The sequence below is a fragment of the Parasphingorhabdus sp. W113 genome (assembly GCF_055693205.1).
In genome coordinates, this window is record NZ_CM146328.1 from 496989 (window position 1) to 509426 (window position 12438).

Annotated in this window: 13 protein-coding genes and 1 tRNA gene; 7 read left to right on the forward strand and 7 right to left on the reverse strand. The window is 57.6% G+C overall.

Annotated features, from left to right (window positions below; translation table 11 throughout):
• The first annotated feature begins 258 nt into the window (after positions 1–258).
• From ACZ1GS_RS02290 to ACZ1GS_RS02300, 3 genes are read left to right on the forward strand one after another with little or no spacing between them, the layout of a single operon-like run.
• Positions 259–699, forward strand: a complete 441-nt coding sequence (locus tag ACZ1GS_RS02290) for a methyltransferase family protein (RefSeq protein ID WP_472696879.1) — start codon at positions 259–261, stop codon at positions 697–699.
• A 3-nt stretch (positions 700–702) separates the two neighbouring features.
• A complete protein-coding gene (locus tag ACZ1GS_RS02295; RefSeq protein ID WP_472696880.1) occupies positions 703–1317 on the forward strand; it encodes a TetR/AcrR family transcriptional regulator in 615 nt (204 codons plus the stop codon).
• A complete protein-coding gene (locus ACZ1GS_RS02300) occupies positions 1314–2459 on the forward strand; it encodes a methyltransferase family protein (RefSeq protein WP_472696881.1) in 1146 nt (381 codons plus the stop codon). The genes ACZ1GS_RS02295 and ACZ1GS_RS02300 overlap by 4 nt, the downstream gene beginning before the upstream one ends.
• A 629-nt stretch (positions 2460–3088) precedes the next feature.
• Here the strand turns inward: ACZ1GS_RS02300 and ACZ1GS_RS02305 are convergent.
• Both ACZ1GS_RS02305 and recJ read right to left on the reverse strand, forming a co-directional pair.
• Positions 3089–3163, reverse strand: a tRNA-Glu gene (locus tag ACZ1GS_RS02305).
• A gap of 120 nt (positions 3164–3283) precedes the next feature.
• Entirely contained in the window at positions 3284–5050 is a 1767-nt protein-coding gene (gene recJ / locus ACZ1GS_RS02310; RefSeq protein ID WP_472696882.1) for a single-stranded-DNA-specific exonuclease RecJ, read from the reverse strand.
• 107 nt (positions 5051–5157) lie between these two features.
• Here recJ and ACZ1GS_RS02315 point away from each other — a divergent pair, with 107 nt between their 5' ends.
• The 3 genes from ACZ1GS_RS02315 to ACZ1GS_RS02325 are packed head-to-tail and all read left to right on the forward strand — an operon-like array spanning position 5158 to position 6620.
• Entirely contained in the window at positions 5158–5520 is a 363-nt protein-coding gene (locus tag ACZ1GS_RS02315) for an MBL fold metallo-hydrolase (protein WP_472696883.1), read from the forward strand.
• Positions 5510–6106 carry an MBL fold metallo-hydrolase gene (locus ACZ1GS_RS02320; protein ID WP_472696884.1) on the forward strand — a complete coding sequence of 199 codons (597 nt, stop codon included), beginning with the start codon at positions 5510–5512 and terminating at the stop codon, positions 6104–6106. Before ACZ1GS_RS02315 ends, ACZ1GS_RS02320 begins: the two co-directional genes overlap by 11 nt.
• Positions 6107–6128: 22 nt before the next feature.
• A complete protein-coding gene (locus ACZ1GS_RS02325) occupies positions 6129–6620 on the forward strand; it encodes a flavodoxin family protein (RefSeq protein ID WP_472696885.1) in 492 nt (163 codons plus the stop codon).
• On the opposite strand, the gene ACZ1GS_RS02330 is transcribed toward ACZ1GS_RS02325, so the two are convergent.
• The 3 genes from ACZ1GS_RS02330 to glpX are packed head-to-tail and all read right to left on the reverse strand — an operon-like array spanning position 6617 to position 9438.
• On the reverse strand, positions 6617–7204 hold the full coding sequence (locus ACZ1GS_RS02330) for a uracil-DNA glycosylase family protein (protein WP_472696886.1): 588 nt from the start codon (positions 7202–7204) through the stop codon (positions 6617–6619). The genes ACZ1GS_RS02325 and ACZ1GS_RS02330 overlap by 4 nt on opposite strands.
• Complete coding sequence (locus tag ACZ1GS_RS02335; protein ID WP_472696887.1) at positions 7204–8463, reverse strand: alpha/beta hydrolase; 1260 nt, start codon at positions 8461–8463, stop codon at positions 7204–7206. The genes ACZ1GS_RS02330 and ACZ1GS_RS02335 overlap by 1 nt, the downstream gene beginning before the upstream one ends.
• A gap of 3 nt (positions 8464–8466) precedes the next feature.
• On the reverse strand, positions 8467–9438 hold the full coding sequence (gene glpX, locus ACZ1GS_RS02340) for a class II fructose-bisphosphatase (RefSeq protein WP_472696888.1): 972 nt from the start codon (positions 9436–9438) through the stop codon (positions 8467–8469).
• Between the two features lie 57 nt (positions 9439–9495).
• Between glpX and ACZ1GS_RS02345 the strand changes: the two genes are divergently transcribed.
• On the forward strand, positions 9496–9975 hold the full coding sequence (locus ACZ1GS_RS02345; protein WP_472696889.1) for a hypothetical protein: 480 nt from the start codon (positions 9496–9498) through the stop codon (positions 9973–9975).
• 20 nt (positions 9976–9995) lie between these two features.
• Here ACZ1GS_RS02345 and ACZ1GS_RS02350 read toward each other — a convergent pair whose 3' ends face one another.
• Both ACZ1GS_RS02350 and ACZ1GS_RS02355 read right to left on the reverse strand, forming a co-directional pair.
• Positions 9996–11294, reverse strand: a complete 1299-nt coding sequence (locus ACZ1GS_RS02350; RefSeq protein ID WP_472696890.1) for a homoserine dehydrogenase — start codon at positions 11292–11294, stop codon at positions 9996–9998.
• 176 nt (positions 11295–11470) lie between these two features.
• Positions 11471–12322 (reverse strand): hypothetical protein, encoded by an 852-nt coding sequence (locus ACZ1GS_RS02355; RefSeq protein WP_472696891.1) that lies wholly within the window; start codon positions 12320–12322, stop codon positions 11471–11473.
• Positions 12323–12438 lie beyond the last annotated feature (116 nt).

Sequence of the window (12438 nt, forward strand, 5' to 3'; positions counted from 1 at the left end):
GGGACCAAGACGGAACCTGCAAGGAAGTGCGTGAATGACCGCTATGGGCGCGAAAGCGGATATTGGGAATGCGGAAGATGTACGTCGGATAAGGGCTCCAGTTTCGGGCATTCCAGTGGTTTTTACTGAGCCCCGAAAGCGGACGTGGACTTGCACTGAACGAAGAGGTGAGAATTGAACAATCCTTAGCCGCAACAATATAAATAATATTTGACAATATTTATTATTTAAAATATTCCCATTCTCAAGGAGATAGAAATGCAGTGGCTGCTTCCTCCCATTCTATGGGTTCTTTCCATTTTGGCGATGGTGGTCGGATTGCTAATCCTCCCTTCAGCACCTCTTCTGCCGTCGCCGTTAAATTGGCTCGGGGCACTGATTTTTGCCGGATTGTTGGTGACCATTGCAGGGTCCCGGCGTTTTCAGATTGAAAAGACGAATATCAGAACATTCGACGATCCCGACAAGCTGGTCACTACCGGCCTGTTTTCTCGGTCTCGCAATCCTATGTATCTTGGATTCTGTCTGTCGCTGTTAGGGGTGGCGATCATGGTCAATCAATGGCTGGCAGTAGCCATCGCGTTTGGATTTTTTCTTGTCTGCCATTTTTGGTATATCCCTTTCGAAGAGGCCGCGGCCAGAAAAAAATTCGGCGCGGAATATGACGAATATTGCGCGCAAGTTCGGCGCTGGTTCTAACCGATGGCGAGACCCAAACCCGACATAGAAGCAACCAAGACCAGGCTGTTAGAAGCAGCAGAGGCTCTTCTCATTCAGCACGGACCGGATAAGGTCACGGTTACCGACGTGGCGGCGCGCTGCGGCATGTCCCAATCCAACGCCTACCGGTTTTTCTCAACAAAGGCGGTGCTTCTGGCGTCGGTTGCCGATCTTTGGTTTCTGGAGATTGAGGAAGCTCTCTCTGATATCGCCAAGGGCGAAGGTAGTGGGGATTTCCGCCTAAGGAAATTTCTACTCACCCAATTGCAACTTAAACGTGATCGCTATGACGATGATCCAGCCTTGTTCATTGCCTATCTTGAACTGGCGCAGGGCAACATGACCGCAGTTTGGGAGCATGTGAACCGGATGTCGGCTACGCTGCTGGAGATCGTCACCGACTGGCTTTCCGAAAATGACATCGATTCCGGGCAAGCAGAATTGGCGAGGACCACAATCGAGGACGCGACGCTCCTCTTCCGCGACCCCAACGTTATCGCTCGGCGACGCGAGGAATGTACTGATCGCCGCCTCGCACTTGTGCTCGACAATCTGCTCAAGGGTTTGCTGGTCACGCTTCAGGAAGGAAAATTATGACGGACGAACAAAACTGGCGGCAGCGCGGTGTCTTTTTCACTGGACTTTTGTTCTATCTCCTAATCGCTCTCGAGTTTTTCTACATGGCCAGCCCGTTCGCCATCTATTTTTACGGTGTATATGGGCCTGGGCTGGACTGGCTGGCGAGCGGCTCGGTTTCAAGCAATTTGCTCACCTTCTTCATGCCGCACATAGCGGCAGAAACACGCTCGTGGCTGTTAGATATCCACACATGGATTGGCCTGTTTCTGTTTGTCTCTGGCCTGCTGGCGTTCGCATTTGGCGCCGGGCAGATATACTGGAGAAAGCTATCCAAAGGCCCGGAAGTTCGCGGAGGCCTGTACCGGCATATCCGTCATCCGCAATATCTGGCCCTGATGATCGCAAGTTTTGGCATGCTGATTATATGGCCGCGCTTTCTGGTTCTAATCGGCTTCGTGGTTGTCATGTTCCTCTACATTCTGCTCGCCCGGATTGAGGAACGCCGATGCTTGAAACAGTATGAAGGATATGCCGAATATCTCGAGACGACCGGAGCCTTTTTGCCGAGGTCGTGGGAAAAACTGTTATGGCCTGTCCGTCTCCCCCAATCGACTCCCTTCGGTATCGTCGCTATTACCGCCATTGTTTCCGGATTGATGGGTCTTTCCTATATGGGCGGTTTGGCGATTCAGAGCTTTTCGATCAACAGTCTTTATGCTCTCGAAGACGACAGGTCAGTCACAATCTCAATCTCGGAATTGGAGGAGGACGACATAGTAGAAATCAGGGAAATTGCCTTGAATAACCCAAAAATCCATTATGAGCTGTCGAAGGTCTCAGCAGACAAAAATGCCCGCTTCATCAACTATGTTGTTCCGACGGACATGTTCATTTCGGAGGTCCCCATGCATCTGCCCGATGGCGCACGAACAGGTCACATGATTCCCCGAAATCTGGACAAGGATCGTTTCAAGATAATTTTTACCCGCGCGGAATTTGGCGATGGAAAGGGCACAGGAGGGCGGGGAATCCTGAAGCAAGCAATCAACAAAGAACCGATAGTAGAAGCGTGGGTCAACCGAACAAAGGCGGTTGTCGAAGCTGTGCACTTGCCGCCCCAAAATTCATTCTACAACGGGATGCCGGTACCAGTATTCTAGTGTCAACCCAGTAATCCTAATGACTGATATTGTGCCCAGAGCCGTCAGAAACAGACAGTCCGCTAATGGCCCAATTGCTGTCGTTTAAAACCACTCAAGCTAATGTCCGCCTTCGAGATGCAGCGGACTTTTGTTGACCTCGCTCCATACCACCCTTTCCTACACCTCTCTCTCCATGCCATGCTCACCCCATGAGCCACCCCATCCCCAACCCAAAAAGTGAGAACGCTTCCTGCACCGCCCAAGCGCGGAGGCACGGGCAGGGTGTTGATCTCCTCTCACAACCGGCGCAAGCCGGCGCGGACAGGAGCGCTGCGGAAGGTCACACTCGGCGGGTGGATTATGTGTATAGCGTCCCGCTTTTCTGCGGGATACGGGCAAAACTCACGGAAAAGAAGGCATATCTTTGGTGTGAACCAAAGCCGGCAGTCTTCGAAGCATTCCATTGCAACGAAAGGGGGTCACATCACGCGATAAAAAGGCGGTCGGGGTTTTTCGGGATTGGTGGGTCACACCCTTGCTTACGCTGCGGATTTTTGGCGATGATACAGGTGGTGCGCTATACCCTCCCTTGCGGTCGGGATTTTTCCGGGATTGCATCCCCCGGATGCAATCTTGAACCGGAAAAATGGTGACCCCTACGGGAATCGAACCCGTGTTTCAGCCGTGAAAGGGCCGCGTCCTAACCGCTAGACGAAGGGGCCGTACCAATGCTTGGTCAGCGAGATTGGGCGATTAGGGATATCGGGCGCTCCGGTCAACCCTTTTATGGCGGTTTGCGCTGGCCAGGGCGATAATTTTTCGCCGCATTGGCAAAATCGCCGCTAATCGGCCCAGGCGGCATCCTCGAGATGGATTTCGGCGGCCGGGCGGGACCCCCAGTCATCGATTTTGGCGCGGCCGACAATCCACAATTTCCGGGACTTCGGGGCATTGAGCAAGGTCTGCCCGAGATCGCTTTCTGCCGCGCGAAAGGCGATCGTCTTGATCGACGCGCCGTCATCGCCGGCGACGATCATCCGGACATGGTCCTTGCCGACAATATCGCATTTGACGATGCGCACCGGTCCGGTCACCACGCGCGGGGCGGGCCAGCCCATGCCATAGGGACCCGCTGCGTCCATCGCCTCGACGAACATCGGATTCACCCCGCGCGGCGACAGCAGGGCGTCGACCAGCAAGGCCTTGCTGGCGGCGGCCGCGCTGACGGTTTGTGCGAGCCGGTCGTTGAGAAACTCTGCCAGCGCGGCAATCTTGTCCGCCGCGACGGTGATTCCGGCGGCCATGGCGTGGCCACCGCCCGCGATCAGCAGGTCGTGCTCCTTGGCCGCGAGGATCGCTGCGCCGAGATCGACACCGGCAATGGAGCGGCCGGAGCCCTTGCCGATGCCCTCGTCGTCCTCGGCAATGATGATTGCCGGTTTGCCGAGCTTTTCCTTGATCCGTCCGGCGACAATGCCAATCACTCCGGGATGCCATCCCGGTGCAGACAGGACCGCCACCGCCTGATTCTGTTGCGTTGCGCACAGCGCTTCGGCCTGTTCGAGCACATGCGCCTCGATCGCGCGCCGTTCCTCGTTAAACTGGTTGAGTTCGGCGGCAATCTGTCGCGCCTCTTCCGGGTCTTCGCTGATCAGCAGGCGCACGCCCAGATCGGATTTTCCGACCCGGCCGCCGGCATTGATCCGCGGCCCCAGGGCAAAGCCGAGATCGGAGCAGATCGGCGCGCGTTTCAGCCGGCTGGCGTCAATCAGCGCCGACAAGCCGATATTCTGCCGACCGGCGAGGACTTTCAAACCCTGCGCGACAAACGCCCGGTTGAGCCCGCGCAGCTGCGCGACATCGGCAACCGTACCGAGCGCGACAATATCGAGCAGTTCGAGCAGTTTTGGTTCGGGGCGGCCCTTGAAAAACCCCTTGTCCCGCAGATTTCGAACCAGCGCCGCGCCGAGCAGAAAGGCCATGCCGACCGCCGCCAAATGCCCATGGGCGGCGCCTTCGTCGCTTTCATCAAGCCGGTTGGGATTGACCAGCGCGAGCGCCTTGGGCAGCTCCGGTGCGCATTTGTGATGATCGACCACCACCACTTCGACATTGGCCTGTTGGGCCATTTCGAGCGCATCAAAGGCCATCGCGCCGCAATCGACCGTGATCACCAGATCGGAGCCTTGCTGGCCGAGTTTGACTAGCGCTTCGCCGGATGGACCATAGCCTTCCATCAGGCGATCCGGGATATAATAGCCCGCATCCAGCCCCAGCGACCGGAGCAGCCGGATCAGCAACGCAGCGCTGGTCGCGCCGTCGACATCATAGTCGCCGAAGACAGTGACCTTCTCGTTGTTCAGTACGGCTGACGCGAGCCGCTCTGCCGCCAGTTCCATGTCCTGAAAGACCGAAGGGTCCGGCATGAACCCCCGGATGGTCGGGTTGCGGTTGATGGCGAGCGTTTCGCGTGTCGCGCCCCGCGCCAGCAGCAGCTGGGTGACGAGGTCGTCGGGCTGGAAACCGGGATCGCGGGCATCGGCACTGGTGCTGCGCCAGCGCCATTCTTGACCGGAAAGGGATTGGGTGACATCTAGGACTGCGGACATGATCCGGACTTATAGTATTGATCCGTTCTGACAAGCGGCAATCTTTCGGGAACCATCGAACAAGAGCGATCCGGGCTTCAACCGCCATGCGAGAAGGAGATCGAAAAATGGTCACCAATGACCCCGCTGCCCTTGCGATCGAGGCCTTTTTCGATGCGAGTTCCCATACCGTGAGCTATCTGATCCACGATCGGCAAAGCCGCGCGGCGGCCATTCTCGATCCGGTGCTGGACTTTGATCATAATAGTGGTCGGCTGGGAACCGCCAGCGCGGACAAATTGCTGGACCGACTCGCAGAAGCCGGGCTGGACCTTGTCTATGTGCTGGAATCCCATGCCCATGCCGATCATCTGAGCGCCGGCCACTATCTGCGCGCCAAAACCGGCGCAAAACTCGGCATAGGCGAGAAGATCACCGCTGTTCAGGAGAGTCTTTGCGCCGATATTCGAAGCCGAAGACGTGTCTTATGACGGCGCGGCGTTCGACATGCTGCTGGCGGATGGGGCAGAATTGCCGCTCGGCAATCAGACGATCAGGGTTCTCCACACGCCGGGGCATACACCGGCCTGTGTCAGCTATGTGATCGGGGATGCCGCTTTTGTCGGTGATACGCTGTTCATGCCGGATTATGGCACCGCGCGCTGTGACTTCCCGGGCGGCGATGCCGCCATTCTCTATGAGTCGATTCAGAAAATCCTCGCGCTGCCGGAAGAGACCCGGATCTTCACCTGCCACGATTATCTGCCGGAAGGCCGGGATGACTATGTCTGGGAGAGCAGCGTTGCGGAGCAGAGGCAATCGAACATCCACGTCGGTCACGGCATCGCGCAATCGCAATTTGTCACGATGCGCCGGGAACGCGATGCCACACTGGCCGCGCCGAAACTGATATTGCCTTCGTTGCAGGTGAATATCCGCGGCGGGACCTTGCCGCCGGCGGAGAAATCGGGTGCGGTGTTTCTCCGGATTCCGGTCAATGCCTTTCCGGGATTTGCGCAGACCAGCGAAGAACTCGCCGCGCATATCGCGGATTTTCAGCCGGACTGGCATATTTGACATGATCGAGGGGGCGTCACCCGTGAAAAAGCTGCTGGTCGTCTTTCACAGCTATACCGGCGGGACCGCCCAGATGGTCGATGCCGCTGTTGCGGCCATGCGCGGCGAAGACGGCATTGCAGTGGGGGTCAAACGGGCCGAGGATTGTGCGCCCGCAGACCTGCTGGGAGCCGATGGCTATCTCTTTGCGACACCGGAAAATCTTGCCGCCATTGCCGGCGTGATGAAGGCCTTTTTCGACCGCTGCTACTATCCGCTGCTGGGAGCCATTGAAGGCCGGCCCTATGCGGCGATGATCTGTGCCGGCTCCGATGGCGAAAATGCCAGGCACCAGCTCGAGCGCATTGCCACTGGCTGGCGCCTGAAAAAGATCATCGATAGCCCGATTATCTGTACCCATGCCCAAACCAAAGCCGAGATTCTCGCCACCAAGACAATTTCAGAAACCGATCTCGCACGGTGCCGGGAAGTGGGAGCGACCCTGGCTGCTGGCGTCGCCATGGGTATTTTCTAGAGCAACGCCCGGACCCGGTCCTGCAACACCGGAATGACATCGCCTTCAAACCACGGATTGCTCTTGAACCAGCGGATATTGCGCGGGCTGGGATGGGGCAGGGGGAGAATGTCGGGCCAATATTCCTCCCACCGCAACACCGTTGCTGTCAGCGTTTTGTCGCGCCGAGCGCCGAGATGCCAGTCGAGCGCAAACTGGCCGAGGACCAGCGTGGTGGCAATGTTCGGGAGCCGGTCCAGCAGATCCCGGCGCCATTGCGGCGCGCATTCGGGGCGGGGCGGCAGATCGCCGCCTTTTCCGGTACCCGGAAAGCAGAAGCCCATTGGGATGATGGCAAACAGAGCGGGATCGTAAAACTGCTCTTCGGTCACCCCGAGCCAGCGCCGCAGCCGGATCCCGCTCTGGTCGTCGAACGGGCGGCCCTTTTCATGGGTCTTGCTGCCCGGTGCCTGACCGGCAATCAGGATTTTCGCTTGATGGCCGGCTTGCAGCAGAGGTTTGGGGCCCAGCGGCAGATCGCGGCAAATCTGGCAGCGACGCACATCGGTCAACAAGTTGGTGAGCGAGGGGGCGTCTGGTGGCATCAGAAGGGCTTGCGGCGGCAGACCGTGGCATGATCCGGTTCCGCATCATTTTCGAACGGAGCAAGCGCGAAAACATACGATAAATGGGTCGGCAAGCGGCCGCGCTTGGGGTTGCGTTCGCCATTGACCACGGCGGCAAAATCCTGACAACCGGCGGCGCTGCGAAGATAGTCGCTATGGCCGCTGCGCCCCTGACTGACGGCCGTCGTGTCGACGATGGTCAGGCCGCTTTTCTCTGGCGGCGTGTCATATTGGGTCTTGGTGGCATAGCACCGTTCCGGCAAGCCCTGTTCTTTCAGCTTGGCCGCGCGAAAAGGATCGAAACAGCGCGGTGATCCCAGCCGTGGATAGCCATGAATGTCCGCCGACAGGGACAGGGCCCGGTCATCGGCGGACGCATAGACGGTTATCCGGCGGTCATTATTCACACGCCGGGCCGAGAGAATCTCTTCGGTGATATCGCGTTCAAAATCCTGGCGATCAATATCGGGTGACGCGAGGATGATATTGGAAATATTGCTGGAATCGCCATTCGGGCTGTTGCGATCGACAAACTCCACGGCCGGCAGAACCAATCGGGCACCGAGCGAGTGCGAGACCAGAACGATTTCCTTGGTCCATTCCTGCTGGGCGAGTTTTGTCAGAAATCTGCGAAAATTGCGTTCGTCCCAATACATGTTGGTCTCGTCGACCGCATATTTGAGCAATTGCCCTTGCGATGGCCAGCTATATTGAATGATGGGGCCGGTAAAGCCAGTCAGTCGGGCGATTTGCGCGGTGTCGCGAGCGCTGGTGAAAAATGTCTCGCGAAAGCCGTGAACATAAAGCAGCACGCGCCCTTCGCGATTGTCCATGACCTGTGCCAGATCATTCCACCAGCGGGTTTCGTTCGCCATTGCGAGCGGAATGCGCTGACCCTCGACCTTGCCCTTGGCATTGAGAATGTCCTGGGGGCCGGCAAACCGGCCATAGCGCAGTTTATCGCCGCGATGCTGGATCAGTTCGACAGCCGCCGTACGACAGTCGACGAGGCGGCTGGTGACCACAAAAAATGGCCGCCCTTCTGCAGCAGATCCATCAGATTCCGGCGGATCACAGCGTGGATCGGCGACATAATCGGCGTGCGGAATGGGTCCATAGTCGACCGGTGAAATACACGCCGTCGCTGCGAGTGGCAGCGCCAGAAGCAAGGGCCGCAGCCATTGGCGGGCGGCCGTCAGGGCGCGGCGCGGATCAGAAAGCCGGCTTGCTTCAGCCATGGATCAGTTGCGATGCTCGCTCTTGACCCAGCGCACCGTCCCCGATGATGCCCGCATGACAACGCTTTCGGTTGTCATCACACCACTGCGGAGTTTCTTGACGCCTTCGAGCAAGGACCCATGAGTGACACCGGTGGCCGCGAAAATCACGTCACCCTTGGCCAGTTCCTTGAGGTCATAGATTTTGTCGAGATCTTCGATACCCCATTTATAGGCGCGTTTGCGTTCGTCTTCGTTGCGGAAGGTCAGCCGGCCCTTGAACTGGCCACCGACACAGCGCAACGCAGCGGCCGCAAGGACGCCTTCCGGCGCGCCGCCGCTGCCCATATACATGTCGACGGTGGTGTCTTCGTCGGTGGTTGCGATCACACCGGCGACATCGCCGTCGGGAATCAGCATGATGCCACAGCCGATCGCGCGCAGTTCCGAGATAATCTTCTCATGCCGGGGCCGGTCGAGAACGCAGACGATAATGTCCGATGGCTTGACGCCTTTTCCCTTGGCCACCGCGGTGACATTGTCTTCCACCGACTTGTCGAGATCGATAATATTGTCGGAATAGCCCGGTCCGACCGCCATTTTGTCCATATAGACATCCGGTGCGTTCAGCAGATTGCCTTTTTCCGCAATAGCCAGCACAGCCAAGGCATTCGGGCCCGCCTTGGCGGTAATGGTCGTGCCTTCCAGGGGATCCAGCGCAATGTCGATTTCGGGAGAATCGCCTTCGCACCCGCAGCCGACTTTTTCGCCGATATAGAGCATTGGGGCTTCATCGCGTTCGCCTTCGCCGATCACCACGGTACCGCAAATGTCGAGCTTGTTGAGCGCCGCGCGCATGGCTTCAACCGCAGCAGCATCTGCCGCTTTCTCGTCTCCTCGTCCGATCAGGTTGGCCGCAGAAATGGCAGCAGCTTCGGTGACGCGCACCATTTCCATGACCAATACGCGTTCCAGAATATCACTTGATTTAGGCATCCGAATGTCTAGTCCTTCTCTAACGGGCTGATTTTGAACTCTCGATAGGGGAGCACTATGACAATGTCGAGAAGCCTTGTTCCGCTGGCATTACTTTTTGCGGCCAGTCCCATTCAGGCACAATCCTCTATACCCGATGCGCGTACGGCCGCGTTGATCGCCAATGCGGACCGGCTGGTTGCTGTTGATGCGGATGGATGCCTGCTGAACGAGGATCCAGACGAAATCGTGGTCTGTGCCCGGTTCGACCCCAATCGCAAATATCGCCTGCCGTTTCCCGGACTGACCGAACGGACGACCCGGGCGCGGGTGCCCATTCCCAATGGCAATCCCGAAATCGTACAGCAGGGGCGTTGCTATGTGACAATGGATGAACGCAATTGCTTCAAGGGCGTTCCGATATTTTCGGTCGCCTTTGGTGGTCCGGGCGGCGGTGTCAAAGGGCCTGCCCGTCAGCTCTGGAACATTGTCGAGCCGCCGGTTCCCGACGAGGACTATATCAAACAGGTGCAGATCCGGGCCGTTCCCGACAATTAGGCAAGGGCGGAGGGGTTCAGCTAGTCCGCTTCGCCGAGCAAATGCATGACTACCGGAGCGGCTTGCAGGCTATCGGAGCTAGTCAGCTGATCAAGGCTGGTTTGCACGTCCCGCTCCAGACTCTGATGGGTCACCATCGAGAGGAGAACCGAACCTTCCGGGGTTTTCTCAGTCTGGATCAGGCTTTCAATCGATACATTGGCATCGCGCATCGCTGCGGTGATCTCAGCCAGCACGCCGGGCTTGTCCGCCACCACGAAGCGGATGTAGCTCTTGCCGCTGCGATTGCCGCTTTCCGCTCGGGCAACCGGCTCCATTTCGGCCGCCGGCATGGCGAATACGGTACCATTGTCGCCGCGGGCAATGTCGATCAGATCGGCAACCACGGCTGACGCGGTCGGACCGTCGCCGGCACCCGCACCCTGGAACATCAGCCGGCCGGAAAAATTGCCTTCCGCAACGACGGCGTTGGTTGACCCGTCAATATGGGCGAGCGGGTGATTTTCCGGCACCAGATACGGGTTCACCCGTTGAAACAGTTTGCCATCATCAACCCGCGCCATGCCGAGCAAACGGATGCGATAGCCAAGGGCCTTCGCCTGTCCGATATCGGCGGCCATGATATCGCGGATGCCGGCCGTCTCTACACCCATGAAATCAACCGCCGTGCCAAAGGACAAGGCCGCCAATATGGCGAGCTTGTGTGCGGCATCGACGCCATCAATATCAAAACTCGGATCGGCTTCGGCATAGCCGAGATTCTGCGCTTCCTGCAGCACGCTGTCAAAGTCGCTGCCATGTTTCTCCATGGTCGTCAGGATGTAGTTGCATGTGCCGTTGAGGATTCCGTAGACGCGTTCAATCTGATTGGCCGAAGCGCCATCGCGCAGGCCCTTGATCACCGGGATCCCGCCCGCCACTGCCGCTTCATATTTCAGCGCCGCCTGGTTGGTTTCGGCCAAAGCGGCGAGTTCCATGCCATGATGTGCGATCATCGCCTTGTTTGCGGTGACCACCGACTTGCCGCTGTCGAGGCTCTTGCGCGTCAGACTGAGCGCGGGGCCGTCCGATCCACCCATCATTTCGACCACCGTGTCGATATCCGGATGATTCGACAGCTGGTCCAGATCATCCACCCATTCATAAGGAGACAGGTCAATACCGCGATCCAGATTGCGATCCCGGGCGGAGACGGCAACAATATTTATCGGCCGGCCTGCGCGCTGGGCAATCATCGCACCATTTTGATTGATCAAGCGGATGACGCCGCTGCCTACAGTACCGAGGCCAGCGAGTGCGATGTTGAGAGCTTTTGTCATGATAAAACCTTGTGTGCGACGGATTCCGGAATTCTCGGGGACATGGATTCCGGTCAACAAACGCCGTCAGAAATGTCGGACGCTGTTGCCGGCCGGCCCCGCGAAGGCGTCATAGCGTGACGATATAATAATGCCAGCCTGACTTTGTGGAGTCTCAGACCTGTCGGCCAGCCAAATCAGGATGATCGCAATGTCGCCGGCCGTGCGCGCGGACAATTTCCAAGATCCTGAATGACCATCTGATAGTCGCGACGCGCCTGATTCGCGTTGGCGGCGGAATCACCCGTCAGTGCTTCTTCGGGCAGGCTCTTGGGCAGGAAACAGGCAAGTCGGTACCAGAGCAGGCTGTTGCGCACCGGCGCGCGGGCAGCCTCGTCAACAATTTCGCTCAACGAAACGGCCCAGATTTTCTTCTGTCCTTCGCGACTGAGGACGGTGATCGATACCGGATCGCCGGTATTGGTGTTCATGAAAATCTGGGTCTCGCCTTCGCCGATAATCGTTCCTGGGACATGGAAAGCGCTACCGATGCCGGTAATTTTCGGTGGCGCATCGCGGGCGACAATTTCCCGCACGACAGCCCGAATCCGTTCAACCCGTGCCGGGGTCCAGGCGATTTGGGCGTCGGGTGCGGTCAATTGTATGTCTCCGCTCGTGCTGGCGATGTTGCGGGCAAAGACGATGAACGATTTTTTCTTGATTTTCGGGGCTTTTCCACGATCATCGAGCGGCAGGTCGATGACGTAGCGAATCGTCTCCGGAATCCCGCTCTGACCGCGAATCAAAGCGTTGGTGGTGGCGATAATATAGTAGCGCCGGGTGTTCGGAGGGGCATTTGTTACCCTCTCTTCATCGACCTTGATCGCTTTTTTTATGGTTACCTGCGCGATGATCGGCGCAGCGATGCTGAGGTCGACAATATCGGCATATTGCAATCGATCAATCGGTGGGTTGGATTGTGAAAAAGCTGGGAAATTGCCCAATAAAGCGCAGATAAGGAATATGGGCAGAGTGCGAATATGAAGCATTATTTTCCCGTAAAAATCACTTGAAGAGAACATTTTTATACCCGCTATTCTGCGTTTTGGACAGCTTAATCAGGGCTGAACTAACAAAGCGATTGCCTGTCAGGATCGACCGCGTT